At 70.8% G+C, this 26141-nt stretch carries 21 protein-coding genes; 7 read left to right on the top strand and 14 right to left on the bottom strand.

Going from position 1 to position 26141, the window contains the following annotated elements; genetic code table 11:
- Positions 1–233 precede the first annotated feature (233 nt).
- The 11 genes from BC793_RS37980 to BC793_RS37930 all read right to left on the bottom strand — a co-directional run bounded on the left by BC793_RS37980 (position 234) and on the right by BC793_RS37930 (position 11605).
- The gene (locus tag BC793_RS37980; protein ID WP_109601441.1) at positions 234–1577 is read right to left on the bottom strand and encodes a hypothetical protein; all 1344 of its coding nucleotides are present in this window, start codon (positions 1575–1577) and stop codon (positions 234–236) included.
- Between the two features lie 13 nt (positions 1578–1590).
- Positions 1591–2826: an OmpA family protein gene (locus BC793_RS37975; protein ID WP_109601440.1), complete on the bottom strand. Its 1236-nt coding sequence runs from the start codon at positions 2824–2826 to the stop codon at positions 1591–1593.
- Positions 2823–3659, bottom strand: a complete 837-nt coding sequence (locus BC793_RS37970) for a hypothetical protein (RefSeq protein ID WP_146246647.1) — start codon at positions 3657–3659, stop codon at positions 2823–2825. Before BC793_RS37970 ends, BC793_RS37975 begins: the two co-directional genes overlap by 4 nt.
- Entirely contained in the window at positions 3656–5971 is a 2316-nt protein-coding gene (locus BC793_RS37965; RefSeq protein ID WP_146246646.1) for a hypothetical protein, read from the bottom strand. The genes BC793_RS37970 and BC793_RS37965 overlap by 4 nt, the downstream gene beginning before the upstream one ends.
- The gene (locus tag BC793_RS37960; RefSeq protein WP_109601437.1) at positions 5964–6647 is read right to left on the bottom strand and encodes a hypothetical protein; all 684 of its coding nucleotides are present in this window, start codon (positions 6645–6647) and stop codon (positions 5964–5966) included. The genes BC793_RS37965 and BC793_RS37960 overlap by 8 nt, the downstream gene beginning before the upstream one ends.
- A gap of 104 nt (positions 6648–6751) precedes the next feature.
- Complete coding sequence (locus tag BC793_RS37955) at positions 6752–7423, bottom strand: Crp/Fnr family transcriptional regulator (RefSeq protein WP_146246645.1); 672 nt, start codon at positions 7421–7423, stop codon at positions 6752–6754.
- Between the two features lie 26 nt (positions 7424–7449).
- Complete coding sequence (locus tag BC793_RS37950) at positions 7450–7926, bottom strand: Pycsar system effector family protein (RefSeq protein WP_109601435.1); 477 nt, start codon at positions 7924–7926, stop codon at positions 7450–7452.
- A 54-nt stretch (positions 7927–7980) separates the two neighbouring features.
- On the bottom strand, positions 7981–8655 hold the full coding sequence (locus BC793_RS37945) for a Crp/Fnr family transcriptional regulator (RefSeq protein ID WP_239170504.1): 675 nt from the start codon (positions 8653–8655) through the stop codon (positions 7981–7983).
- Positions 8656–8956: 301 nt separating this feature from the next.
- Positions 8957–10060: a Gfo/Idh/MocA family protein gene (locus tag BC793_RS37940; protein WP_109601434.1), complete on the bottom strand. Its 1104-nt coding sequence runs from the start codon at positions 10058–10060 to the stop codon at positions 8957–8959.
- On the bottom strand, positions 10030–10734 hold the full coding sequence (locus tag BC793_RS37935) for a ThuA domain-containing protein (protein WP_109601433.1): 705 nt from the start codon (positions 10732–10734) through the stop codon (positions 10030–10032). Before BC793_RS37935 ends, BC793_RS37940 begins: the two co-directional genes overlap by 31 nt.
- A complete protein-coding gene (locus tag BC793_RS37930) occupies positions 10727–11605 on the bottom strand; it encodes a fumarylacetoacetate hydrolase family protein (RefSeq protein ID WP_109601432.1) in 879 nt (292 codons plus the stop codon). The genes BC793_RS37935 and BC793_RS37930 overlap by 8 nt, the downstream gene beginning before the upstream one ends.
- 45 nt (positions 11606–11650) lie before the next feature.
- Here BC793_RS37930 and BC793_RS37925 point away from each other — a divergent pair, with 45 nt between their 5' ends.
- From BC793_RS37925 to BC793_RS37915, 3 genes are all read left to right on the top strand, one after another.
- Positions 11651–12421, top strand: a complete 771-nt coding sequence (locus BC793_RS37925; protein ID WP_109601431.1) for an IclR family transcriptional regulator — start codon at positions 11651–11653, stop codon at positions 12419–12421.
- Positions 12422–12534: 113 nt separating this feature from the next.
- Positions 12535–13968 carry an ABC transporter substrate-binding protein gene (locus BC793_RS37920; protein WP_109601430.1) on the top strand — a complete coding sequence of 478 codons (1434 nt, stop codon included), beginning with the start codon at positions 12535–12537 and terminating at the stop codon, positions 13966–13968.
- Positions 13965–15956, top strand: coding sequence for an ABC transporter permease (locus tag BC793_RS37915; RefSeq protein ID WP_109601429.1), 1992 nt, complete (start codon positions 13965–13967; stop codon positions 15954–15956). The genes BC793_RS37920 and BC793_RS37915 overlap by 4 nt, the downstream gene beginning before the upstream one ends.
- Positions 15957–15958: 2 nt before the next feature.
- Here BC793_RS37915 and BC793_RS37910 read toward each other — a convergent pair whose 3' ends face one another.
- Entirely contained in the window at positions 15959–16813 is an 855-nt protein-coding gene (locus BC793_RS37910) for an SMP-30/gluconolactonase/LRE family protein (protein WP_109601428.1), read from the bottom strand.
- A gap of 60 nt (positions 16814–16873) precedes the next feature.
- Here BC793_RS37910 and BC793_RS37905 point away from each other — a divergent pair, with 60 nt between their 5' ends.
- The 4 genes from BC793_RS37905 (at position 16874) to BC793_RS37890 (ending at position 21769) form a co-directional block, all read left to right on the top strand.
- The gene (locus tag BC793_RS37905; RefSeq protein WP_109601427.1) at positions 16874–18589 is read left to right on the top strand and encodes an IlvD/Edd family dehydratase; all 1716 of its coding nucleotides are present in this window, start codon (positions 16874–16876) and stop codon (positions 18587–18589) included.
- 148 nt (positions 18590–18737) lie between these two features.
- Positions 18738–19973, top strand: a complete 1236-nt coding sequence (locus BC793_RS37900; protein ID WP_109601426.1) for a DUF6271 family protein — start codon at positions 18738–18740, stop codon at positions 19971–19973.
- Entirely contained in the window at positions 19966–20493 is a 528-nt protein-coding gene (locus tag BC793_RS37895; protein ID WP_109601425.1) for a GNAT family N-acetyltransferase, read from the top strand. Before BC793_RS37900 ends, BC793_RS37895 begins: the two co-directional genes overlap by 8 nt.
- 7 nt (positions 20494–20500) lie before the next feature.
- On the top strand, positions 20501–21769 hold the full coding sequence (locus BC793_RS37890) for an MFS transporter (RefSeq protein WP_109601424.1): 1269 nt from the start codon (positions 20501–20503) through the stop codon (positions 21767–21769).
- A 188-nt stretch (positions 21770–21957) separates the two neighbouring features.
- Here the strand turns inward: BC793_RS37890 and BC793_RS37885 are convergent, their stop codons facing one another.
- Together BC793_RS37885 and BC793_RS37880 are read right to left on the bottom strand one after the other, a co-directional pair.
- The gene (locus tag BC793_RS37885; protein ID WP_109601423.1) at positions 21958–22692 is read right to left on the bottom strand and encodes a winged helix-turn-helix transcriptional regulator; all 735 of its coding nucleotides are present in this window, start codon (positions 22690–22692) and stop codon (positions 21958–21960) included.
- A gap of 397 nt (positions 22693–23089) precedes the next feature.
- Positions 23090–26125 (bottom strand): M14 family metallopeptidase, encoded by a 3036-nt coding sequence (locus tag BC793_RS37880; RefSeq protein WP_109601422.1) that lies wholly within the window; start codon positions 26123–26125, stop codon positions 23090–23092.
- Positions 26126–26141 lie beyond the last annotated feature (16 nt).

Here is a 26141-nt window from a genome sequence, read left to right as displayed (position 1 = left end):
CCGATATCGCCGCCGACGCCAGGAACAAGCTCGAGCCTGTCACTACCGCAAACGACTCGAACCGCCGTAAGCAACGACATCGGGTTGCAGTACTAACCCTCGTCGGAGTCCACCACGCTGCGCCCGGCGCGCCGAGCCCGGTCCACGGTCAGCCCGGCCCGCTTGCGTCCCGCCCGGGGCCTGGTGGCCCCGAGCGAGACGGCGCCCGCGCTCAAGGCCACCCCGGCCGCTTGTTACCCCTCTTCGCCCACGTCCGCGGACCGCCGCGGCGCGGGGATCTCACCGATCCGGGGCGCGTCCCGGTCGCCGGTCCGGAACTGGCGGTTGAGGGCAGCTCCCGCGGACGCGAAAGCCGACCGGAGGATCCGGGGGTGATGGCGCTCGGCCACGTCACGGGCGTCCTGGAGGATGTCCACACGTAGTGTCGGGAGTACCGGCTGCTCGGTCGTCTTCCCGTCCTCGCCGGCCCGCTGCAGCACGGTGAGCGGCAGCCGCAACGGGCCGTCCTCCCCGCGCCGGCCACGGTCGTCGAGGATCCGGGCGCACTCCTCCTCGACGATGCGGACCGCCTCGCCCTCGACCGACAGGATCGCCGATCGGAGCGCGTTCCACGCCTTGTTGTGCTCGACCAGCGGCTTCCGTGCGTCCTCGGTCAGTTCATTCACGCTCTTACGAACCCGGTCCATGCCCTTACGCGCGTCGAGCGCCTTGTCGGCGTGCGGGTTGTGGGTGAGGGCCTTCACCGCGAGGGCGGAGACGCTGAGCAGCACGAGGAGCCCGACGAAGACCGGCTGGAAATCCGCCAGCGCTTGGAAGCTCTTGGCCTGCGCCGCCCGGATGTAGGCGCCGGCCCCCAGCATTCCCACGATCAGGCCGGCGAAGACCACCGGGCCGGCCAGGCGGTCCCAGGGCAGGTCGCGGTCCTCGCGGGTCTCCTCCTCCGGCCGCCAGTCCCACAACACCTTGCGCAGCAGGAGCCGCGGGTTCAGTCGGCCGCGCCGCCCCGATCGGGTCGCCCTTTCCCGATGACGGAAGAGGTTCTCGGCGAGGCGCTGACTGGCGACGAACAGGCCCAAGGCCAGACCGATGCCCGGTAGATAGGAGAGGTAGTAGATCAATTCGTCGGGCCCGGCGCCGAAGATGCGCTGGACCACGTTGCCCACGAAGGCCACGTCGAAGATTCCGGCGACGATCAGCACGACCCAGATCGTCCATTTCGGCAGTGCCCGCCTCCGCCGGTCTTCGGGGCCGTCGTCGGCGTGCCGACGGACGACGTCGTCCTCGGCCCGCCGGGCTTCGGCGGCCTTGTCCCGGTACACGTACCGGGTGATCCAGTCGATGGCGTGCTGCGCCCGGTGGAAGCGGTCCACCACCAGATCGCCGGCCTCGTCCAAAGCCGTCCGGGCCTGCAGCAGTGCGGCGTTCGCCCTGCTGAACGCGCGAAGCAGGGCTGCTGCCTCGATGTCCTGGACACGGGGCGGCCGAGTGGGCATCGCCGGGTCGCCGAGCAGGGTGGTGGCGGCGGGGCAGGGCACCGGGGCCTGCCATCGCCGGCCGTTGCTGGCTGACTCATCCATGGTCAGTGTCTCCTCATGCTCTGGTCGCCACGACGTCGACCCGGCGGGCGCACTCGGTCTCCTTGTCGGAGGCGGCGCCGGCGGGGAACGTGCTGCCGTCGGCGCATCTGTTGGTCTCGCCCCTGCCCTCGGCGCTGACGTTCGCCACGCTCTCGCTCCGCAGGAACGCGGCCACCGCCTCGGCGCGGTCGTCGGAGAGGGTCCGGTTCGAGATGCCGTCGCCGCGCGGGTCGGCGAAGCCCAGAACGCGGGCGGTGACCACACTGCCGGTCCGCAGGGCGACCGCCAGTTCCATGAGCAGGGGCTCGGCGTCATCCCGGAGCTGTGACTCGCCGGTCTCGAAGAGCGCGGCCTCCGGAAGGCTGTAACGGATCTCCTTCGAGCGGTAGTCGATCTTCGGGTCGTCGAACTGTTTCACCGGGGCCGGCCCGATCCGGTCTGGCGCGCTGCCGACCGACGACGTCCGCACGTCGCACTGGCCGCCCTGTTCGGTGCAGAGTCGTTGCCAGAGCTGTTTGAGCCACTGCGCCGCGGCCGGTGCCGGAACCGGCTGACCGGCGGCCGGATGGCCGATGCCGACCAGGGTGACCGTGATCCCCTCGAAGGCGGTGGGCCTCAGCTCCTGTACCGACGGGGAGGAACAAGCCTTGACGATCGCGTCGATCTCGGCCGTACCGGAGAAGCGGGATTCGACCAGGCTCGCGCAGCCCGCGGTGATGAGCCCGTCGGACGCGATCACCAGATGCTTGCTGCCCGTGCCCTGGAGGAGCCACTCGGCGGCGGTGGCCGCCGGCCGGAGCACGTCGGTGCCCGCAGCCGTCGGCGCCGTGTTCTGAGCCAGCCCGACCGCATTGCCGAGGCACTCCTCCGCCTCGTCCTGGCGATCCTTCCGGTTCTCCGGGTTGGCGTCGTCCCGGGCCCAGTCCGCGGACTGGTCGGTCGTACTCCAGGCCAGATCCGCTTCCGACCCGCTGAACGGGGCGACCGCTACGGTGTCCCGTGCCTCCACCGCCCTGGCGATGCTGTTCTTGAGTGCCACCGGGTAGTCCGGCGCACCGCGGCCCGAGCCGCTCGCCCGTGTCGAGTTGGTGACGTCGACGAGGATCGCCGTGCGGCCGTCCGTCTCGCCTCGCTCGGCCATCCACTCACAGGGTTGCGCCTGAACCGGCGGGTCGCAGGCGGCCAGGAGTGGTGCGGTGATCGCCGCAGCGGCCAGGTAGGCGCAACGCCGGCGGAAAATCCCGTTCATGAGGCGTCACCGATTTCGCCGGCCAGGCCCTGACTGCGGCGGAAGGCCAGAAGGGCGGCCTCGTACGTCTCGGCGAACTCGAACAGGCCCACACGGGTGTGGCTCTTGGCGGCCCGGTCGAGCACCTCGGCCAGTTCGGCGCGGGCGGTCCGCCGGTCGCTCTCGAGCCCGCTCACCGCCACCGCGAACGACTTGTCGGTCAGCTGGGCGGCATACGGGAGAACCAGGTCACCGACCTCCTGATCGAGGAACTCGGCGAGGACGTCGCGCCAGCGGTCGGCCAACTCCTCGACGAGATCCGCCCGCTTGAGCAGCAGCACCTGGTTGGAGACCGCGTCCAGGTAGCGCTGCGAGTACGGCAGCAGGTGCTGGATGACGCGGGCGTCCGGCCGTACCCGCACCTTGACGCTGCACCGCAGCGAGCCTTCGGTGTCGGTGAAGCAGAGTTCGTGCGGCAGCCTCTCGGTCATCGCCCGCTCCGCGTCCAGCGCCTCGTGCGGACCGAAGGACCTGCCGACCTGCCAGATCTTGTCGCGTACGGCCTGGCGTACGCCCTCGGCCTGCCGACCGGAGCGGGTGTTCAGGGCGTCCAGGTCGGTCGCGACCGCCGTCCAGGTGGCCTCGACCTGGACCTCGAAGTCGTAGGCCTCGCCCATCGCCGGGATGGCGAGCGGCTGGCCCGCGTCGGCCACCTGGGTCAGCGGCGGCAGCGGGGAAGGAGGAGGCGGCGCCTGTTCGGTGCTGCGCCGGGTCGGTCCGCTCGCCGGCGCACCCTTCAGCCAGCCCCAGAATCGGCTCCAGAGGCCGGGTCGCTTCTCCTGACTGGTCATCATCGTTTCAGCCCTTCCACAAGTCGGTCGTCGAGCGTTTTGAGGAGTCGGTCGTCGGGTCGGCGGCGGAGCCAGAGGCCGACGTGCCACCGGCCGCGCCGCCGCAGCGCCGGGCCGTCGAGGGTGTCTATGACGAGGAGCAGGAGTTGTTCGGGCACGTCCCCGTCCTGGTTTCCGTTGCGGTAGGGCAGCTCCAGCCACTGACGCAGGAGGTCCCAGGCCAGGAAGGTGGTGGTGGAGCCGGACAGTGCGGCCCGCCACAGCCGCGCCAGCACCGGCCGGCGGTCGGGTGCGTTGCTCGCGTCCAGCAGCAACTGCGGCCACTCCGGCCGCTCGCTGTCGAGAATGCGGGCCAGGTAGAGCAGAGCCCACGCCGTGTGGGCGGCGACCTCGGGTGAGGCGTCGCTGAGCCAGGCATTCAGATGATCGAGCACGGGCCCGGACGGGTCGGCCAGATAGAGACTCGCGACGGCGTGGCCGACGCTGCGGAACTTCAGTTGCCTGGGGTCCATCGCGATCGAGTGCAGATCGGTCATCGCGGCCTCGGGCGACTCGGCCCCGAACGCGGTGCCGTACACCCTGGCCGCCGTGTCGTGCAGTTCGGCGTCGTTGCTCAGCACCCAGTCGTGAACACGGCCACGGACCCGGGCGGAGTACCACTCGTTGCGGCTCACCTGTTCCAGAGCCCACGCCGCGGCCTGCCGGCGGAGGCCGTTCAGATCGAGCGCCCAGGGCCGGATGAGGTCCGCCATGACCTTCTCGAAGTCATAGAGCGCCAGCTTTCCCGCTGCCTGTGCGGCGCGGAGCCGTGTCACGGGACGACCGCCTGTCGCGACCATGTCCAGCCACTGCGGCAGCACGAACCGGGTGGTGTCGTAGTCGTTCCAGGCGACGTCGAGGAAGGCGTCCGACAGGTGCGGGTTGCGCAGCAGCGCCCGCCGTCCGCTCGCCGACTCTGTCCGGTCGATGCCACCGTCGCCGAGCATGTCCTTGAACAGCAGCTTGTCCAGGACATCACCGAAGACCGGCCGGGCCGGCGTGGAGTCGGGGGCCTCGACGCGACGCAGCATGCCGAGAAGTTCCTCCGCCGCGAAGAAGACCTCGCTCAGCTCCAGGCCGTCGAAGATCGCGTACGCCGTCCGCAGCGCCTGGCGGCGAGGGGCGCCGAACGGATCGTCGGCCGCGGTGAGCGCGTCCTCGAACGCCCGGCGGGCCAGGTCGCGCCAATCCGGTTCAAGCGTGGCGATCACCTCATCCACCGTCCGGCCGACCGGTAGGCCCTCCACCAGCGCGATGGCGAATTTCACGACCTGCCCCGGACGCTGGTGCTGGCCGAGGTATCCGGTCACCGCGTCCTGGCCCAGAATCTCCTGCAACTGCGGCGCGGTGAACGACGCGGGCAGTTCCTCGACGAGGTGGCGCCGTAGCAGACCGGCGGGTTCGGGCGACTGATGGGACACGGCGTACTGGGTTATCTCGTCCTCGCCGGCCGGCGGCCCGACGAGCACGATGTATCCGTCGGCCCTGGCGGCGAAGTCGCGGTAGGCCAGTATCCGGTCGCCCATCGACAGTTCGGTGCCGTCGCGGAGCTCAAGGACCATGCCCCAGCGATGGGGGAACGCCTCCGGCTGCCCGGCTACGTCGCTGACGGACACCCCGTCGGGCAGCACGAGGCCGCCGACCCGGTCGATCAGACCATCCGACTTGAGACGGTCGAGCAGAGCCCGGCCGGCCGCGGTGCGACCGCTGCCCTCGGGCCCGTGCAGGACCACCACCCGGTGCGCGCGGAGGATGCGCAGGGCGGCCCGGAAGTTCCCGCTCTCCACGTAGAGCCTGCCCAGCCGGGTGAGGTCGTCGTCGGTCAGTTCGTACCGGACGAGGGTGATCTTCTCGCCGCCGGGCAGATTGACCTGCACCGCGACGGAATGCGCGCCGGACTGGGCGATGCCGAAATTGTTGTTGAACCGGTCGCCGCTGCGGCGTCGCGCGATGGGGTCGTCGTCCGGGCCGAGCCGGAACTGGTCGGGCGCCGGCTCGGCCCGTTCGCCGGTCTTCCCCAGCGGTGGTGGCGTGCCCAGCAAACCCGCAACGCCCTGCGCGTTCGTATCCGGGCCTCGGTGCCGGCCCGCGCCCTCGTCCGGCTCCTTCGCGGCCTGCTCTCCAGCCGGAGTTTTGGGTGGTGGGCTGGTCGCTACTTCCGGTTCGGCAGCGGCCGGTTCGGCCGTCTCGTCAACGGGTTCCGGCGGGGCCACCGGCTCCGGAGTGCCGGCCTCGGACGCCGGTTTCTTCTCCGGCTGGTGGCCGTCGTCAGCCATTGCGCATCACCGCCACCGAATCCGGTCCGGTCTGTGCGATCCCATGGTTCGTGACGATGCTGATGTCACCGGAAGCCGGCCGCGGTCCGGGGGTGGGCGTCCGGGGCTCGCGGGGCCCACCCGGCCCGCCGTTGCGGGGCGGTGCGATGCCGAGCAGCCGGATCCAAGCCGTTCCCTGGTAGCTCTTCGACTTCGCCTCGACCCGGTGGTAGGCGTTCGGCGTGAGCGCCGGGTCGCCGTCCCGGACCGACGTGCGATAGACCTCGTCGGTCAGGACCAGCCCGATGTAGGCCTCGGGTGCGGCGTCCATCGCCTCGCGCAGCGGGTCGATGTCGCGGATGCGGGCGGCCTCGACCAGTGCCTCGCCGCCGAGCAGCTGGCCGTTGCCGTCGACGACGACGTCGCCGTGCGTCACCGCCATCCGGAACCACAACTGTGCCTCCGGTGTCCGCCCGGAGTTGTAGCGCTGCAGTTCACGTTCGACGCGGGGCGGGAACTCACCGAGGACCTGGCCTTTGCCGACGTTCGCCGGAACCGCGATCGTCATGCTGTCGCCGTCCCGGCGGGGCAGCCATGTCGCGCCCAGCGGGCACTCGGCCATGGCCGTCCCGATCGTCTCGTGCAGCGCCTCCACCAGACGGGTGTGCCGCAGCGACCCGCCCTCGGACGAGTTCACGATATCGACGGATATAACGGTGTGAGAGCGGGCGTGATGATGCACTTCGGTGTTCCTCCCCTTGATGAGCGACGAACCACTCTGTTCGCCGTGATGCCGGCGGACTACAACCGATGACGGGTTTCCATGAGTCGATGCGCTTCGGTTACCAGACGTGCCGGGCGTGGGACGACCAGGACGCCGTACCCGGTCGTGACGAGCCCGGAAATCGCCAGTTCACGGAGTGCTTTCTGGACGGTGACCTCGGACGAGCCGATCAGGTCGGCGATGTCACGCTGGGTATGACGAACGGTTGCGGGCTGGTTGTCCGCGGCGGCCTCGGCGACCTCTTCGGCGATCAGGCGGATCACCCGCACCCGGGCGGGATAGGTGAAGTCCGCCCGGCGGGCGTCGGCCTGACGCAGGCGGGCGGCGACCGTTCGCGCCACCTCGTGTGCCACCTCCGGTTCCTGCCGCAGCAGTTGGAGGAACCTCGGCGCCGGGATGACACAGCCCGACGCCGGGCCGTCCGCGATCACCGAGGCGCAACGGGGCATGCCGCCCAGGAGTGACATCTCACCCAGTAGATCCCCGGAGTGGCGGATGCCGAGCAGACACGAGCGCCCGCCGGCGGTCACCGCGATCACCTTGACCCGTGCCCGGCACAGAATCACGGCGAAGTCGCCGTCATCGTCGTGCCGGATGAGGTGCTCGCCGTCGGCGAAGGCCCGCCGCTGCCCGAGGGACAGCACCTCCTGCACCAGCCGGGGCGGGAGCTGCGTCAGAAAAGTGCTCACGTCGTCACCTCCTACACCGGTCGAGGTCAGATGGCCTGGGCCGCCAGGCTCAGCAGGGACAGGCACAGGCAGGCCAGCCCGAGCTGGATGAAGCGGTACTTGATCAGGACGATCCGGCTGGTCCAGCGCAGTTCGCTGACCACGCCGGTCAGTGGCTGCGCCGCCGCGTGCCGCAGGGCCTCGGTCAGCTGCGCGTCATCCATGGCGTCGACATGACCGAAGTAGGCGAGTCGGCTGCGGTCCGGCTCACCCGACACGCGCGGGTAGATGGCGAGCAGGAGGCAGACCGCCCCGAGGATCCACAGTGCGGCACCGATCCACCAGAATCCGGTCTGCACCGGCCCGAGTTCCCGAGGCGACCAACTGCCGCCCAGGACGAACCCGACGACGGCGGCCGCCGCGGTGCCGGCCACCGCCAGGCCGTGTACCGCCTTCCCGTCGGCCCTGTCGATTTCCTGCCGGTTGTGCGCCAGAAGTTGTTCCGCGATCTGCTGTTCTTCCATACCGATCAGGCTCCATCGTTTCGCCGCCGGCCTCGACGCCGCGGGACACACCCGCTATGCGTCATCCGGCACAGAGTCGGCCATCGACCGGAGGGCATCGATCTCGGCCAGTACGATGCGTTGCCGGCTCGTCCGGACAAGCCCTCGCTCACGCAGAATGCGGAGCGTGCGGGCCACCATTTCGCGGGAGGTCGCCGCCGCTTTAGCCATTTCCTGCTGGGTCAGCGGCAGGTCGACGAGAATGCCGTTTCCTGTTGGTACGCCGTGTCGATCCGCGAGATCGAGCAGAAGCCCCACGGTGCGCGCCGAACTGGAAGTGGAAACGTAGCGGAGCCGTTCCGCGTCCGATTCACGCAGCCGGGCGGCGACATGTCGCAGCATCGCGAACATGACGTCCGGGTGTTCGTGGAGGTGGCCTACGAAGCGATCGGCCCTGATCACCCGCGCACGTACCGGGACCAGCGCGGTCACGGTCGCCGACCGGGGGAGTCCATCGATCGCGGACAGCTCGCCGATGATGTCCTTGGCGCCACGGATGGCGAGCAGCAGCTCATCGCCGCTGCTGGATTCGGATGAGACCTTGGCCCAGCCCGAGCTCAGCAGCACGACATGTTGTGTCGGATCGCCTTGGCGCACCAGCGTGGCCCGACGGGGAAATGGGCGTTCCGGGCCGAGGCCGAGAACTTTCCCGACTTGGTCCCCGGTCAGAAGATCCAGAAAGGAGCGCACTTTGTTTCCTCGATCCGATGCGTGTGGTGCTCTCCATGAAAGATCTATTTCAATGATCGATTGTGGACGGTTGAGCGTGAGTCTAGAGACGGAACCGTCCTTCACCCATCACCCGGATATGGTTGCTTCGCCGCCCTGACTGGATAGACGCACGACACGGCGGGGTGCCCGGACTTGACCGGAAGTATGATCATTGCTGTCGATCGGTCGACGTGCGCCGCGAAAGTCTGGCGGGCGACCTGGGCGATCCAGTAATGCGGCCGCGGGCCCTGGGGCCCGCGGCCTTTTCCGGGTGAGGGCGCTACTCTCCGGAGGTGCCCCGCCACCGCGCAGCCGGGAGCAGGGGAACCGGGGCGGGGCGATCGGTGGTGGTGGTGAGGTCGATGCGGCGGCCCTCGGCGGCCGAGCAGAGCAGGGCCGTCATGGCGTCCAGGACGTGCAGGGCCAGGGTGCCGCTCGCCCGTGGAGACGGGGACGTCAGCATGTCGAGCAGCCCGATGCCGCGGGACGCGTCGGCGTAACCGGCGGACGGCGGCAGGGTCTGCCAGTCGGTGGCGCCCAGGGCGAACAGGCGTACGTCACCGGCGAACCGGTTGGGGTCGGGGACCTCGATGGTGCCGGTCTCGCCGTGGATCTCGATCGGGGCGGCCGTGGTCCGGACCGCGTCGAAGCTGGTGGTGATGGTGGACAGGGCGCCGCTCGCGTGGTGCAGCACGCCGGTCACGTGGGTGTCGACGCCGACCGGGATCCGTTCGCCCGCGCGGGGGCCGGTGCCGATGACGCGTGAGGTGCGCTGCCGGGACGCGGCGCCGGTGACGGCGACGATCGGGCCGAGCAGGTGAACGAGGGCGGTCAGGTAGTAGGGGCCCATGTCGAGCAGCGGGCCGCCGCCGGGCAGGTAGTAGAAGTCCGGCTGGTGATGCCAGCGTTCGTGGCCGGCGGTCGCCATCACCGCGACGGCGGACAGCGGGGTGCCGATGACGCCGGCGTCGACGGCGGCGCGGGCGGTCTGCACGCCGGTGCCGAGGACCGTGTCGGGGGCGCAGCCGACCGCGACACCGAGCGCATCGGCCTGCTCCATCAGGGCGAGAGCGGTGGGCATGTCGGCGGTGAGCGGCTTCTCCCCGTACACCTGCCTGCCGTTCTTGATCGCCGCCTGCGCGATGTCGGCGTGCGCGGCCGGGACGGTGAGGTTGAGGATCGTCGCGATGGAGTCGTCGCGCAGGAGTTCGTCGACCGGGCGGGCGCGGCAGCCGGGGATGCCGGCGGCGACCGACGCGGCCCGGTCGGCGTCGAGGTCGGCGACCGCCGCGATGGTCACCGACGGATGGTCACGCAGCGTCTCCAGGTAGGCGCCGGAGATCCATCCGGTGCCTACGATGCCGATGCGGTGCGGCTCGCCCACAACAGACCCCTTTCGATCACGGTACGGACGGACGGGTCCTGAAGGACGTCGAGGTTGTGGCCGGGTGTGGTGACGACGATCCGGCCCCGGCCCCACTGCCGGGTCCAGATGGCGGGTGAGGTGATCGGCCGGTGCCAGGGGTGCCACGGCTGGACCGGGTGGGTGGTGGTGGCGAGCACGTCGACGAGGTCGTCGTGCAGCACCCAGTACTGCTCGGTGGTCAGGGTGAAATCGGTCAGGCCGGCGGTGATCGGGTGGTCGTGGCCGAGTGCGGTGATCTCGACGGTGTGGGTGAGGAAGTTGTCGGTCTCGTCCTGGACGCGGCAGCCCGGCTCCTTGCCGGGGTGGGTGGCGAACTGGCCGCCGACCAGTTGCAGGTAGTCCGACGAGGCGCGGAACGAGTCGGCGATGCCGCCGTGCCAGCCGGTGAAGCCGGTGCCGGCCGCGACGGCGTCCCGCAGCCCGGCCAGTTCCTCCCGTTCGATGGACGACATGGTCACGCATTGCAGGATCAGATCGGTTTCGGTCATCACGGCGGCGTCGCCGTAGATTGCCGTCGAGTCGGAGATGCGGACGTCGAAGCCGTTGTCGGTCAGGAACGGCAGGAAGAGGTCGGTGGCCTCCACCGGACGATGACCTTCCCAGCCGCCACGGACCACCAGAGCGTTAGCCATCCCCAACGCCTATCAGGCCATCGATGATCTCGCCAATGGCGACGACCGGATTGGTCAGTGTGCCGAGCGCCGGTGACGTTATCTCGACGGTGTCGCCGGGGCGGGTGGTGAAGGCGGCGTCGGGCACCATGCCGGTGCCGGTGAGCAGGACGACGCCGGCCGGGAAGCTCAGCGCGCGGAACAGCCAGCCGGCCAGGTCCTGGAAGCTGCGGGCCATCGCCGCGGTCGAGGTCGTCGCGGCGTACGCCTCGTGGCCGTCGCGCAGCACCCGCAGTCCGATCTCGAAGGGGCCGGGGCCGATGGCCCAGCTCGGCACGATCGCCGGGCCGAGCGCGCAGGACCGGTCGTAGATCTTGGCCTGGGGCAGGTAGAGCGGGTTCTCTCCCTCGATCGACCGGCTGCTCATGTCGTTGCCGAGGGTGTAGCCGAACACGTCGCCGGTCGCGTTGAGTACCAGGCCGACCTCGGCCTCGGGCACGTCCCAGCCGGAGTCGGCGCGGATCCCGACGGCGTCCCGGTTGCCGACGACACGCCAGGGACTGGATTTGAAGAAGATCTCCGGGCGGTCGCTGTCGTAGACGTGGTCGTAGAGCGAGCCGTGGCCGGACTCCTCCCGGCGCCCGTCGCGGCTGCGCTGGTAGGTGACACCGGCCGCCCAGATCTCCTGCCGGTCGACGGGTGGTGCCGCGGGGTACGCGGGTATGTCACCGTGGGCGTGGCGGGCGGCGGCCTCCACCGTGGCCCGGGCCCGGTCGAGCGGCCACGCGAGCAGGTCGGCGAGAGGATGGTCGAGCTCGGCCCACCCGCCGTCCTGGCACACTGCCCAGCGTGACCGGTCGCCGGCACGCAGGTGGTGAAGGGAGATCGGCATGTGACCCTCCGTTAGCCTGTGGTGGAGATCGAAAGGACTTTCGACGTGGCCCGTGTGGTACCGGCGGTCATCCGCGCGCTCGACATCCTCGAACTGTTCCTGGACCGGCCGGAGATGTCGGCCCGCGAGGTGATCGAGCGACTGGACCTGCCCCGGACCACCGTGCACGAGCTGCTGGTCACGCTGGTGGAGCGGGCGTATCTGGTCCCCGTTCCGGGCCAGCCGGTGCGGTACCGGCTGGGGATGCCGTTGTTCCAGCTCGGCTCGGCGTTCGCCGGGCGTCTCGACCTGGTCCGGGAGGCGCAGAGCGTGGCACGGGACGTGGCCGCCGCCTGTGACGAGGCGGTGCACGTGGCCGTGCTGGACGGCGCGGACGTCGTTTATCTCGTCAAAGTGGACAGCACCCACCCGGTCCGGATGGTCTCCGGGGTGGGCCGCCGGCTGCCGGCGCACTGCACGGCGGTCGGCAAGATCCTGCTGGCCGGCCTGGACCGGGCGAGCCTGAACGCGGTGCTGGCGAAGGGCCCGCTGGCCGCGATGACGCCGGAGAGCATCACCGACCCGGAGCGGCTGCGGGCCCATCTGGAGCAGGTCCGGGCCGAGGGTGTCGCCGTCGACGTCGGGGAGTCCGACACGGCGATGCGCTGTGTCGCCGCGGGGATCCGGGATCATTCCGGGGCGGTCGTCGCGGCGATGAGCCTGTCGGCCCCGATCATCCGCTGGACCCCGCAGGCGCCGTCGGAGTGGACGGCGCTGGTGCGTGCGGGGGCGGCCACGCTGTCGGCGCGCATGGGGTATCCGACCGCGTCCCGATAGTCGGCAATCGCTGCGAAACATTGACACCTCTCGTGGGTCTGTCCTAGCGTCGCGTCCACCCGATACGGTATATCGAACCACGTTCGAAATCTCGAACAAAGGGGTGAGCGGCTATGGAGGGGAACCCGTTGTGGTCCCGGCGCGGCTTTCTGGGGATGGGCGCGGGGGTGCTCGGCGCGGCCGGCCTCGCCGCGTGCGGCGACGGCTCCGGGTCGTCGCCGAAGGCACCGGTGGCGGAGGTACCGCAGGCCCTGCTCGACGCCGCCGCGTCGCTGAAGGGCACATCGATGGGCATGCTGTCGCAGAAGCTGTACTCGACGGCGGCCAACGAGGCACTCGACGCCTCGATCCGCAAGTTCGCCAGCGCGACCGGGACCACGATCGAGAACAGCCTGGTCCAGGCCGACTCGGGCGACGTGGTGGCCAAGATCCACGCTGAGGTCGAGGGCGGCGTGGCCCGTGACCTGGCGTTCATGACGGACTCGCGGTTCGTCGCACAGTTCCACGCCCTCGGCGACCTGGAGGACGTGACGGACGTCGTCACGGCGCTGACCGCGGTGTACGGCGAACCCTGCGCGGAGGCCAAGAACTTCTGCGTCTTCGACGGCAAGTGGTTCGCGATCCCGTACCACTTCATCGGGATCGGGTCGTTCCTGCGCAAGGACTGGATGCAGGAGAAGGGCATCACGCCGAAGGACGTCTACACCTGGGAGGAACTGCGCGACCTGTGCCTGGCGATCTCCGATCCGGCCAAGCGCCGGTTCGGGTGGGGCATGACGGTGAACCGCTCCGGTGACGGCAACGGCATGATCGAGGCGCTGATCAACTCCTACGGCGGGGCGATCGCCTCCAACGACGGCCGCAAGGTCACCTTCGACACCCCGGAGACGGTGCAGGCGGTCACCTTCCTCGGCGACGTCTACACCAACCCCAAGTACAAGACGATGCTGCCGCCCGGCGTCGACAGCTGGACCGACACCAGCAACAACGAGAACTGGCTGGCCGGGGTCCTCGGTTACACCCGCAACAGCTTCAGCGTCTACGCCGATTCCAAGACCAAGAAGAATCCGGTGTACGGCAACACGCACGTCTTCTCCGACTGCATCGGCCCGGCCACCGACAAGTCGCTGCTGCTCGGTCAGTCCCAGGGCTTCGTCGTCTTCAAGGGTGCGAAGAACGGCGCCCTCGCCAAGGTCCTGGCGCAGTACCTGGTCAGCGCGCCGGCTCTGGTCGGCGTGGCGAAGGAGGCCCCCGGCCTGGCGATGCCCGCGTGGGAGAAGGTCTGGGACGCCGACCCGTTCTTCAGCGGCGGCGACCCGGCGTTCCCGATGCTGCGCACCATGTCCCAGCAGCCGCTGCCGCTGCCCACCAAGAACGGGCTGTCCTTCCCGCAGAAGGCCAGCGCCGGCCAGCAGGCCGTGGTCGCGGCCTACGTGCTCACCGACATGATGCAGCAGGTCGTGCAGGGCACCGCGCCCGCGCAGGCGGTCACCGCCGCCCACGCGAAGATGGTGCAGATCTTCGCCCAGCAGGGGCTGCCGCAGTGAGATCGGTCCGCACCGCTCCGCCCCCGGTGACGCGGGACTCCCCGCCACCGGGGCCCGGCTCGCTCACCCCGGTCCAGCGGCGGCTGGGCCGGGACTGGCGGCTCGCGGCGCTGTTCCTGACCCCCACCGCGGTGCTGGTCGGTGCGCTGGTGCTGGTCCCGATCATCCAGTCGATGATCACCAGCACCACCGAGCGGCACGGCGCGGACAGCGTCTTCGTCGGCCTGGCCAACTACCGTTCGCTCGCCGGTGACGGGCAGTTCCGTACCGGCGTGGTGAACTCGTTCGTCTTCACCGCGTACGCCGAGGTGTTCAAGGTGGTGCTGGGGCTGGCCGCGGCCCTGCTGCTGCACCGCCTGCGCCGCGGGCGGGCGCTGCTGACCGGGCTGCTGCTGGTGCCGTGGGTGGTGCCGACGGTGGTGACCGCGTTCAGCTGGCGTGCCCTGCTCGACCCGATCTTCGGCAGCGTCAACACGCTGCTCACCGACTCGGGGATCGGCCCGCTGCTGGCGAGCGTGCATCTGATCGACGCCTGGCCCGCGGGCTGGCTGTCCGACCCGTCGCTGGCCATGCCGTCGGTGATCCTGGTCAACGTGTGGAAGGGGGTGCCGTTCTTCACCGTCTGCTTCCTCGCCGGGCTGAAGTCGATCCCCGCCGAGCAGTACGAGGCCGCGACCATCGACGGCGCGTCGCCCCTGCAGCAGTTCACCCACGTGACCCTGCCCGGACTGCGCCACGTGATCACCGTGACGGTGACCCTGTCGTCGATCTGGACGTTCAACAACTTCGACCTGATCTGGCTGCTCACCCAGGGCGGACCGGGCGAGGTGACCGCGCCGTACGTGCTGGTCGCCTACTCCAAGGCGATCCTGCAACTGCAGTACGGCGCCGGAGCGGCCGTCACCCTGGTCATGCTGCCGATCATCGCCGGCCTGGTGTTCGTGCTGGTCCGCCTGCTGCGCGAGGACCGGATCCCCCGGGTGCCCCGGACCGCCCTCAAGCCGCTGCCGTGGATCGTCACCGCCGTGGTCACCGGACTGCTGTTCTGGGCGTCACCGGAGATCTTCTGGAAGGCCGCGGTGGTTCTCGCGGTGATCCTGCTGATCGCCGCGGCGGTCGGCCGGGTCGTGGCGGCACTGGGGGCGAGCGGCGGCCGCCGGGCGTCCTCGATCGTGTCCGGCATCGGCTCCGGTGTCGCGCTGGCCGGGCTGCTCGCCTTCGTGCTCGGCCCGATGTACTGGATCTTCGTCACGGCGTTCAAGTCGGAGACCCAGGTCGTCATGCGCGACAACGACCTGTGGCCGACGCCGTGGACGCTGGAACAGTTCGGCGCCCTGTTCACCAACCAGCCGTTCGGCCGCTGGTACGTCAACACCATCATGGTGTCGGCGGCGTCCACCGTGGTGGCGCTGCTCTGCGCCGCCCTGGCCGGTTATGCGCTGGCCCGGCTGCGGTTCCGGGGCGCGCAGGGGTTCACCGTCACGGTGCTGCTCACCTACGTGATGCCGGGTGCGCTGCTGTTCATCCCGCTGTACCAACTGCTGATCGGGGCGCGGCTCACCGACTCGCTGTGGTCGCTGGTGGTGACGTACCCGACCTTCACGCTGCCGTTCGCCACCTGGCTGCTGACCGGCTACTTCGCGTCGATCCCGATCGACCTGGAGGAGGCCGCGCTGGTCGACGGCAGCACCCGCGTCCAGGCCTTCCGCCGGGTGGTGCTGCCCCTGGCCAAACCGGGCCTGCTCGCGGTCGCGCTGTTCACCCTGACCAACGCGTGGAACGAGTTCCTGTTCGCCTTCGTGTTCATCACCAAGGACGAGTACAAGACACTGCCCGTGGGGATGCAGTCGATGATCGCCGGCGACGTCGTGCCGCAGGGCCAGCTCGCCGCGGCGTCGCTGCTGGTCAGCATCCCCGTGGTGATCATGTACGCCTTCGGCCAGCGTTTCCTGACCGAGGGCCTCACCGCGGGCGCGGTGAAGGGCTGAGATCAGAGACGGGGATTCCAGTACGGCGTGGGCAGCCCCGCCACGCCGACCCGGGCGGTGAACAGCCGCCCGGACAGTGGATGCCGCGCCAGGTCGGCGGGGGTGAGGTCCTCGGTGGCCGTGGTGATGACCAGGACATCGAGATCCGGCCCGGCGAACGCGGCGCTGGAGGTGTGCGGGGCGTCCACCTCCACCACCGCGAGCAGCTCACCGGCGGGGGAGCGGCACTCGACCCGCCCCCCGCCCCAGACGGCCAGCCACAGGTTGCCGGCGGCGTCCACGCACAGGCCGTCCGGATGGCCGTCGGTGACGGTGAACAGCACCCCGCGGGCGCCGGTGGGGTAGTCACGGACGTAGACGTGCCGGCTGAGGGTGTCGACGCTGTAGAAACGGTCACCGGACGGGCTCCAGGCCAGACCGTTGGAGAGTGTCAGGTCGTCGTCGATCGTGGTGCAGCCGCCGTTCTCGAAACGGACCAGCACCTCCCGGTCACCGCCGAGACTGCCGATCAGGAACCGGCCGGACGGGTCCACCGCGCCGTCGTTCAACCTGCCCGGCGCCTCGTCGGGCAGCACCCGCGCCAGGTGCGTACGCCTGCCGTCGGTGTGCACCCGGGTGAGCGTCCGCTCTTCGGCGACCAGCAGATCACCGCTCTCCGCGACCGCGACGGCGCCGACACTGCGGTCGAAGGACCAGGTCCGGACCGGCTCGATCCGGCCGTCGAGCCGGCCCTCGTGCACCTCGCCCGCCACGATGTCGACCCACAGCAGGCGCTGCCGTGCGGGATCCCACACCGGCCCCTCACCGAGGAGGTAGCCGGTTCCGGTCGCCACCTGCGCGGCGTATCGCGTGATCATGGGCGCCCCGATGCGAAGTTGTCTCTGTCGATGAAATCGTAGTGATCCCGGAGGTTGGCGATGCAATCGCGACGCAGTGCGCAGTGGTATGCCGGCGACGACCGCAACAGTTACATCCATCGTGCCTGGATGCGGCGCGGGCTGCCCGCCGACGCGTTCGACGGGCGGCCGCACATCGCGATGGCCAACACCGCCTCCGACCTGACCCCCTGCAACGCCCACCTCGACGAGGTCGCGCGCAGTGTCGCCGGTGGCATCCAGCAGGCCGGCGGCATCCCGCTCAACCTGCCGGTCGTGTCGATCGGGGAGACCCAGGTCCGGCCGACCGCGATGCTGTGGCGCAACATGGCGGCGATGGCGATCGAGGAGATGCTGCGCGCCAACCCGATCGACGGTGTCGTCCTGCTCGGCGGCTGCGACAAGACCATCCCCGCCCTGCTGATGGCCGCCGCCTCCGTCGACCTGCCGGCCGTCGTCGTCCCCGGCGGCCCGATGCTCACCGGTACGTTCCGCGGCGTGCCGCTCGGCTGCGGCACCGACGTGTGGAAGCTGTCCGAGGAGGTCCGCGCGGGCACCCTGAGCTCGGCCGAGTTCCAGCGCTCCGAATCCTCGATGATCAGAAGCAAGGGCCACTGCAACACCATGGGTACGGCGTCGACGATGGGCCTGCTCGCCGAGGTGCTGGGGATGACCCTGCCCGGGATCGCCGGCACCCCGGCACCGGACAGCCGGCTGCTCGAGGCCGCCCACGCGACGGGTGTGCTCGCCGTCGAACTCGTCGATCAGGGGCGCCGGCCCAGCGAGGTGCTGACCCGCGGCTCGTTCCTCAACGCGATCGTCGCCCTCGCCGCGCTGGGCGGCTCCACCAACGCCGTCGTCCACCTGCTCGCGATCGCCGGCCGGCTCGGGGTGCCGCTGACCCAGGACGACTTCGACGCCGTCGGGGCCGGGGTGCCGCTGCTTGTCGACCTGCTGCCGGCCGGCCGTTTCCTGATGGACGACCTCTACCGTGCCGGTGGTCTGCACGCGGTCCTCGCCGAGGTCCGGGACCTGCTCGATCCGGCCGCGATCACGGTCACCGGCCGGCCGCTCGTCGACTACCTGGACGACGCCCGGGTCTACGACCGCGAGGTGATCCGCTCCCGCGCCGAGCCGTTGCGGCCGCACGCCGGGATCGCGGTCCTCTACGGCAACCTCGCCCCGGACGGTGCGGTCGTCAAACCGGCCGCCGCGTCACCGCACCTGCTGCGGCACCGGGGGCCGGCGGTCGTCTTCGACTCCGTCGAGGACCTCAACGCCCGCCTCGACGACCCGGACCTCGACGTCACCGCCGACTCGGTGCTGGTGCTGCGCGGCTGCGGGCCCAAGGGCTATCCGGGCATGCCCGAGGTGGCCAACATGCCGCTGCCGGCGAAACTGCTGGAGCAGGGGGTACGCGACATGGTGCGCATCTGCGACGGGCGGATGTCGGGTACCGCGTACGGAACGGTGGTCCTGCACGTGGCGCCGGAGGCGGCGGCGGGCGGGCCGCTCGCCAGGGTCCGTACCGGCGACATGATCGTCCTCGACGTCGCGAACCGGCGCCTGGACGCCGACGTCCCCGCGGCCGAATGGGCGGCCCGCGAACCGTCGCCGGAGGCGGCGAAGGCCTACGCGGCGCCGCGGCGCGGTTGGGAACGGCTCTACGTCGACACCGTCGGGCAGGCCGACACCGGCGCCGACTGTGACTTCCTGCTCGGTTCCAGCGGCGATCAGGTGGCCCGCGAATCGCACTGATGCGCACTCGGCGGTTCCGGAACCGGCCGCGACCAGCGAATCCGAAAACGCCTCACATCGGGGGCTTGTGGGGGTTCAAGATCGCCCACTAGGTTCGTTGCGGCTTGCCCGATTGGTGAACCGTTATCTGTTTCGGGAGTGTAAAAGCGTGAAGCGCCGGATCTGTCTGGTGGTGCCGACCAACCGGGAGTGCTCCGCCACGCTGGCCGAGGTGATGGCCGAGGCGGAGTACGCCGAACGGCACCACGACGTCGACGTGCATCTGCTGGTGCTCGACTCCTCCGACGACTTCACGTCGCACGCGAAGACCCTGGCCGACGCCCGCACCGTGCACCACCTCGACGAGACGCACCAGCGCGAGTTCTTGCGGCAGGTCATCGGGCGGGCCGGTGCGGCCGGACCCGCCCGGCTGCTCGACCTGCTGCTGCCGGACCGATGCTCCTACGGGGCCTGCACCGACCGGGCCTTCCTGATCGCCGCCGCGCTGGGCTGCGAGTCGGTGCACCGGCGCGACTCCGACCTGTACTTCCAGACGTACGCCGGAGAGAAGGTCTTCCCGATCCATGCCGAACTGGCCGCCCTGGGCCGGCCCGCCCGCGAGGTCGTGGCCGACGAGGACCGGCTCGACGAGAGCCGCCGGGACCTGACCGTCGCGATGGTCGGCGCGTCGTTCGTCGGGGACATGTCGGTCGACGTCGAGGACGTCCGCGAGGCCGACGGCTACTACGACCTGGTCAGCCTCTGGGCCGCGCCGGGCAGCACCGAGGCGGAGAAACGCGCCCTCGTCGAGGACTCCTTCACCGGTAGCGCACCCTTCGACGGCGACCACGCGGTGCTGTCCGTCGTCGACCCGATGCGCGTCGACATGCACAACATCAGCTTCCACGGCCTGCACGAGAAGGTGCCGTTGCCGCCGGCCACCGACACGATCGGCAGCGACTACTTCCTCATCCACGTGGCCCACCGGGCCGGACTGCCCGGGGTCCTGCACAACCGGCACATCGTCAACTTCCACACCGGCGAACGCAAGACCGACGCGGGTTTCCTGGCCTATCAGATGCGGTTCGCCAAGTTCATCCTGTCGATGTACTACTTCCACTTCATCTACCAGCGGATGACCACCGACGACCCGGCGGACATCGCGGCGATCGTACGGGCCTCGGCACGGCAACCACAGGAGCCCAACGAGACCCAGGCGCGGCTGATGGAGCGGGCGTACCGGACGCTGGGCGGCCGTTTCGCCGGGGTGGCCGACCGGATCCGCGACCACCGCGACGTCCTGCTGTCCGAGGCACGCCGCGACATCGAGGACTACGCGGACCTCATCGACGCGTGGGCGGGACTCGTCGCGGCCGCCCGCGAGACCCCTCTGCCCCATGTCTGACCTGCGCCACCGGGAGTCCGCGCCGGCCACGGTCGGCGGCACCCGGCTGCGGCCGATCGAGGATCCCGACTGGCCGGCGATCACCCGGCTGGAGTCCGGCGCGTACGGGCCGGACGGTCTGACGGAGACCCCGCAGGCGTTACGGTCACGGGCGTACCCGGCCACGTCGTTCGTGCTCGACACCGGCGGGCGGATCGGCGGCTACCTGCTCGCTCTGCCGTACCCTCCACGGTCCTTTCCGGATCTGAACCGGCCGGAAGGCCGGGCGCACCGCTCGCCCAACCTGCACCTGCACGACATCGTCATCGACCCCGATCTGCGCGGCTGCGGCTGGGGCCGGCGCCTGGTCGGGCACCTGTCCACGCTCGCCCGGTCCCAGGCGTACCAGCGGATCTCGCTCGTGTCGGTCGGCGGGACCGCCGGGTTCTGGACGGTGTGCGGATTCGGCCCGCACCCCGACGTCGCCCTGCCCGGTTCCTACGGCCCGGACGCCGTCTACATGTCCCGCGCGATCGGATAGGGCCCGCATGTCGTTCCGCCGTTCCCAACTGTCGATCGCGGCCCTGTTCTTCGCCCTCGGCTTCCAGTATTCGACCTGGGCGTCACGCATCCCCGCGCTCGCCGACCGGCTGCACCTGTCCGCCGCCGAGGTCGGTGTGCTGCTGCTGGCCGCCGGTGTCGGCGCGGTGGTCTCCGCCCCGCTGGTGCCGAAACTGATGACGGCACTCGGATCGCGCCGTCTCGCACTGGCGGCCGTCCTGGTGCTGGCCGCCGCGCTGGCCGGCCTGGAGACCGCCCCCGGCTACCGGTCGCTGCTGGCCGTGCTGCTGATCGACGGCGTCGCGGTGGGCTGCCTGAACGTCGCCATGAACGCCCAGGGCGCGGCCCTGGAGAAGCGGTCCGGCCGGACCACGATGGCCAGGCTGCATGCCACGTTCAGCGGCGGCATCTTCGGCGCCGCCCTGCTGGCCTCGGCGATCACCTCGGTGACCGGCTCGGTGGCGGTGCATTTCGCGGTGGCCGGTGCCGTGCTGCTCGCGGTGCCGGCGGCCGCCCCGGGCCTGCTCACCGACGACCTGCCGGCGGCATCTTCGGCGGCCCCTTCGGCCGCATCTTCGACCGCAACCTCGGGCGCACCCTCGACCGCAACCTCGGCCGCAACCTCGGGCGCACCTTCGGCCGCTACCTCGGGCGCATCTTCGGGCGCACCTTCGAGGGCGGCGGAACCGGCAGACCGCCGATGGTCCCGGCCGTCCGGTGTCGTCGTCGGCCTGGGTCTGGCCATGCTGCTGGCCACGATCACCGAGGGTGCCGTCACCGACTGGTCGGCGCTGTACCTGAAGACCGTCCACGCCGCCGACCACCTGTTGCCGCTGGGGATCGCGGTCACCTCCGGCATGATGCTGCTGGCCCGGTTCTTCGCCGACGGCTGGCGGGACCGCTGGGGCGACCGGGCGGTGGTCGCCGCCGGCAGCACCCTGGCCGGCGCCGGCCTGCTCACCGCACTGCTGACCGGCGGCGCCGGGCCCGCGCTCGCCGGATTCGCCTGCGTGGGTCTGGGCATGGCGGCGGTGAGCCCGTGCCTGTACGTCGCCGCCGCCCGCCACGGCCCGGCCGCACTCACCGCGGCCGCCGCGATGAGCACCACCGGACTGCTGGTCGGCCCGCCCGCGATCGGATTCCTGGCCGACGTCACCAGCCTGCGGTGGGGTCTGGGCGCGGTCGTGGTCACCGCCTGGCTGACCGTGCCGTGCGCCCTGCTGCTGCGCCCGCGCGTCCCGGTGGCGGTCTCGTAGGCGACCGGGCTCTCGCCGGCCCACCGGGCTGCGAGGTGCTCCTGGGACCTGTGTCATAGGCCCGCCGCGGGCCACGACGTGCCCTGGTATCTGTTTCTCCCGGCGGACCGCGGGCCACGACGTGCCTTGAGGAACTGTCTCGTTGGGGCGGCGGCTGGGCCGCGCCGGGCGCCCCAACGAAGCGGGCCTCAGCGGACCGCGGCCAGTGACTCCTCGAAGGCGGCCATCGACGGCGTCGCGTCCGGGATCAATCGGGTGGCGACGGGCGGCATGACGAACTTGTAGCCCACCTGGCGAACGGTCCCGATCATCGTCTCGCAGCGGGGCCCGAGCTTGGCCCGTAGCCGGCGCACGTGCACGTCGACCGTGCGGGTGCCGCCGAAGTAGTCGTAGCCCCAGACCTCGCGCAGCAGCTGGTCCCGGCTGAACACCCGGCCCGGCTGCTGGGCGAGGAACTTCAGCAGCTCGAACTCCTTGTACGTCAGCGCCAGGGCCTCACCGCGCAGCCGGGTCGTGTAGCTGTGCGGGTCGATGGTCAGGTCGCCGATGTGGATCAGATCGTCCCCCGCGGTGACCTGCTGCCCGCGCCGCCCCACCACCATGCTCAGACGGGCCGCCACCTCCGCCGGGCCGGCCGTCGTCAGGAGGAAGTCGTCGACACACCAGTCGGCGCCGACGGCCGCCAGCCCGCTCTCCCGGACCAGGGCGATGAACGGTACGGCCGACCCGCTGCCGCGAAGTGCCCGGCAGGCCGCCCGGGCCTGGGTCAGCTGCGTGCACGCGTCGACCAGGATCACGTCCGCGTGCGGGTCCTTGGCCGCCCCGGCCCAGTCGTCGCGGGGCAGGATCTGCACCGCGTACGGCAGCAGGTCCAGTGCGGGCAGCACCTCGGCATGGCCATCGGTCAGCAGGAGTAGATTCACGACCTGCTCCTTTCGTGACGAGTCCCCCTGGCGCGCATCCGGAGCCGCGCCAGATTGCCACGCTAAACGCGAACTGTTTCCGCCGGATATCGCGCCGATTCCACACGTCCGGCCGTCCGTCCACCGGCCGCGCCACTGCCACGATGGTGAAACCACGGGACAGCACCCACGAAGGGGCCGCCATGCCGCTGGAGGACGCCATCCGCAAGGCCGGGGCCGCCGCGGCGCAGGCCGACGACAAACGACGAACCGCGCAGACGTAGGAGGCGAACCGCCTCCCGCGTGACGTCGCGAACGTCACACGATTGCTGCGTGCGGGCCGGCAGCAGCGGCATCCGCGGTAGGGCACGGTCCCGGCGGCCGATGCCGTGGGGGCACGGCCGCCGGGATTGCCGGATCAGTCCGGCAGCAGGTGCCGCATGGCGCGGGCGACCAGGTCGTCGCGGTCGGCCGGGGCCAGTCGTTCCAGTCCGAAGCCGAGATACAGGGTGTCCGCGGTCGCGGTCGCCGCACCGAAGTCGTACGCCCGCCTGCTCCGGGTCCAGTCGCCGGCGGCCGGTGGTGAACCCTCCGGCGGACCGGGCACGGTCCAGCCGCCCAGGTCGCTCTCGAACGACGTCCGCGTGAGGTCGGTGCCGTCCACGTCGACGCGCACGTCGTCGAGGAAGACGCCGAACCCCTGGGTGTAGTGGCCGGACATGTAGGAGATGGACACCTCGACCTGCCGGCCACGGTACGCGGACAGGTCGGCGTCGAAGTCCTTCCAGCCGCCGCTGGAGCCGCTCGCCGCGTTCCAGTCGCCGGTGCTGCCGTGCGGGGCGCAGTCCTCACCCCAGTAGTGCGCCATGAACGGGTGCGGGTCGACCCGGCCGTACAGGCAGCCCCATCCGGTGTCGGTGGAGGTGAGGCCGCCGGTGTCGGGCAGCGTCGTCCACGTGCCGGTGCCGGTCTCCCGTACCTCGACGAACAGGAAGTCGCCGCCGGCGTCGGTGTCGAAGGACGTCCGGAACCGCAGGTGCGCGTCGGTGGCGGTGGTCAGGTCGACGGTCTGGGTCAGGCGCTTGAACGACGAGTCCGCCTGTCCGCTGGACACATACCAGTCACCGTCGGCGGGGTCGTACGGGCCGGTGCCGTCGGGTGCCCACACCATCGGGACGGTGCTGGTGAACTGGGGGAACTCGTCCGGCGGCAGCTCGCTGGACGTGCTGAGGAAGGCCGCGGTGTGCTGTTGCGGTCCGGCCGGGGCGGTGAAGCCCGCGAGCGGGCCGGCGGTACCGGCGAGTGTCGAACTGCCGGCGCCGGCGGCGTAGGTGCCCGCGCCGAGCCAGTACTGCCGGAAGTCGTCGCTCAGCGGCTGGCAGTTCCAGTCGTCGCCGATGCCGCACTCGGCCGGGGCCTCCGGCGTGCTGTAGACGACGTACTGGGTGGCGGGATAACCGGCGTACTGGCCGGAGTAGAGCAGCTTGCCGCCCTCGTTGAGGTAGTCGCGGACGGCCAGCTGGGTGGCGAACTCGGCGCGGGTGGTGGTCCACTCCGGCTGGCCCGGGTCGCGGGGGACGATGTCGTCGCCGGTCTCCCAGACCACGGCGCGGTAGTGCGACAGCACGCCGAGCGGGTGCGGTGCCCGCCGGCCGTGGGTGTCCATGTCGTAGACGTCGGCGGTGTGGCCGGCCCGGCGCAGGGCCGCGACGTGGTCGTCGGCGTAGCGGGCGGAGGTCGCGCCGTCGGTGGCGGCCGGCGCGATCCCGGTCACGTCCTCGGCGGCGAGCACGAGCACCTCACCGCCGGTACGGTCGGCGACGGTGTAGGTGAACGGCTCGCTGCGGGCGCCGCCGGCCGCGGTGAACCAGACGGTCACCCGGTCCTTCGGCCGCTGCCCGCGGACGGTGCCGCGCAGTTCGGTGAAGTACCTGTCGGCGGTCCCGCCGTACCGCTCGCCGCCCCGCCACTCGGTGACCGGCGCCGTCCGTACCCGCCCGTTGTTGATCCGGTATCGCAGTGTCACCGCACCCAGTGAGCGTTTCGCCGTCACGGCGACCGGCTGTGTCGCGCCGAAGGACTCCGGGAACGTATCGGCCAGCAGGTCACGGGTCTGGAAACCGACCGCCGACACCGGGTTCGCCGGGTCCTTCGCGGAACGGGCCAGCGAGAGCGCGAACGGGATGTTCTTGGCGAACTCGGCCTGGATCAGCCGCTCGTCGTCGGGGAAGTCGAACGGGGTGCGGCAGTCCTCCGGCAGCCACGCGTCGTCGGGCACCGACGCCGACGCGGTCTCGCACGTCGACATCTCGGGTGCGAAGGCGATCGTGCCGTACCGGGCCTGGGCGTACAGATTGGTGTCACCGTTGGTGACGTACAGCTCGGCGCTGATGTCCGGGTCGTACCCGGGCACCGCAGGGTGGGCGTCGTCGCCGGCCAGGGCCATCGAGATCTGATCGTCCGGGTTGACGGTCTCCACCTGCCAGCCCGAGCCCCAGAGGATCAGCTCGGCGGCGGAGTGGTAGTTGACCATGAACTCGAAACCGACCCGGCGGAACAGGGCGTCCATCGCGCGGGTCTCCGGCTCGGAGTTCGGGCGCGGTCCGCGGTAGACCTCGGTGGCCGGGTCCGGTGACGAACCCTCGTTGTCGTAGCCCCACTTCTCGGCGAAGTTGCGGTTCAGGTCGACGCCGTCGGCGGGACTCCACACCCCGTCGCCGTCGTCGCGCATGTTCTTGCGCCAGTACCGGTACTCGTCGGAGGTGAACGTCATGTCGTAGCCGTCCGGGTTCGCCACCGGCAGGAACCACAGCTCGGTCGTGTCGAGCAGCCGGGTCGTCGTGGCGTCCGTGCCGTAGCCGTCCAGGACGTGGTGCAGCAGTCGTCGCGTCATCTCCGGGGTGATCCACTCCCGGGCGTGCTGACCGCCGAGGTACAGCACCGCCGGGCGGCGGCCGTCCGGCACCGTCCGGGCGTTCGCGGTCACCTTGACGGCCTGGATCGGCGCGCCGCGTACGGTCGTGCCGATCGTCTTCAGCTGGGCCAGCCGGGGGAACCGGGCCGCCGTGGCCTCCAGTTCCTCGCGGATGCCGCCGGGGCCGCCGTACGGCCGGAAGACGGTGGGTGCGGCGGCGGCGGCGCGGGCGCGCATCCGGGTGGTGGACGGTGCGACGGTCAGCGGGACGCCGGCCGCGATCAGCCGTTGCGCCTGGTTACGCCCGAGGATCGTACGGACCGTGGCTGTGCGTCCCGGGCCGGGCGGGCGGCCGAGTTCGCCGGCGTCCACGCCGGCGGTGCGTAACGTCTGCCACTGGGCGGTGTCGAGGGTCGCCGTGTAGACGTCGAGACCGCCGGGTGACGCAGCCGCCACGGCGGCGGCCGGTGGGAGTCCGGTGATGCAGGCGGCGGCGAGCAGAAGGCTCGTGATGATGGATGTCCGGCGTCGTCGATGCAAGATGTCCCTCCTCTGT

The organism is Actinoplanes xinjiangensis (assembly GCF_003148685.1).
Lineage (GTDB): Bacteria > Actinomycetota > Actinomycetes > Mycobacteriales > Micromonosporaceae > Actinoplanes > Actinoplanes xinjiangensis.
The sequence above is the reverse complement of the archived record's forward strand: the minus strand, read 5'-3'. Positions and strand labels throughout refer to the sequence as shown.

What these genes read in the sequence shown, in the direction of transcription:
- BC793_RS37980 (WP_109601441.1), bottom strand. Translation starts at nt 1,577, where the DNA reads ATGGATGAGTCAGCCAGCAACGGCCGGCGATGGCAGGCCCCGGTGCCC.
- BC793_RS37975 (WP_109601440.1), bottom strand. Translation starts at nt 2,826, where the DNA reads ATGAACGGGATTTTCCGCCGGCGTTGCGCCTACCTGGCCGCTGCGGCG.
- BC793_RS37970 (WP_146246647.1), bottom strand. Translation starts at nt 3,659, where the DNA reads ATGATGACCAGTCAGGAGAAGCGACCCGGCCTCTGGAGCCGATTCTGG.
- BC793_RS37965 (WP_146246646.1), bottom strand. Translation starts at nt 5,971, where the DNA reads ATGGCTGACGACGGCCACCAGCCGGAGAAGAAACCGGCGTCCGAGGCC.
- BC793_RS37950 (WP_109601435.1), bottom strand. Translation starts at nt 7,926, where the DNA reads ATGGAAGAACAGCAGATCGCGGAACAACTTCTGGCGCACAACCGGCAG.
- BC793_RS37935 (WP_109601433.1), bottom strand. Translation starts at nt 10,734, where the DNA reads ATGGCTAACGCTCTGGTGGTCCGTGGCGGCTGGGAAGGTCATCGTCCG.
- BC793_RS37930 (WP_109601432.1), bottom strand. Translation starts at nt 11,605, where the DNA reads ATGCCGATCTCCCTTCACCACCTGCGTGCCGGCGACCGGTCACGCTGG.
- BC793_RS37920 (WP_109601430.1), top strand. Translation starts at nt 12,535, where the DNA reads ATGGAGGGGAACCCGTTGTGGTCCCGGCGCGGCTTTCTGGGGATGGGC.
- BC793_RS37910 (WP_109601428.1), bottom strand. Translation starts at nt 16,813, where the DNA reads ATGATCACGCGATACGCCGCGCAGGTGGCGACCGGAACCGGCTACCTC.
- BC793_RS37905 (WP_109601427.1), top strand. Translation starts at nt 16,874, where the DNA reads ATGCAATCGCGACGCAGTGCGCAGTGGTATGCCGGCGACGACCGCAAC.
- BC793_RS37895 (WP_109601425.1), top strand. Translation starts at nt 19,966, where the DNA reads ATGTCTGACCTGCGCCACCGGGAGTCCGCGCCGGCCACGGTCGGCGGC.
- BC793_RS37890 (WP_109601424.1), top strand. Translation starts at nt 20,501, where the DNA reads ATGTCGTTCCGCCGTTCCCAACTGTCGATCGCGGCCCTGTTCTTCGCC.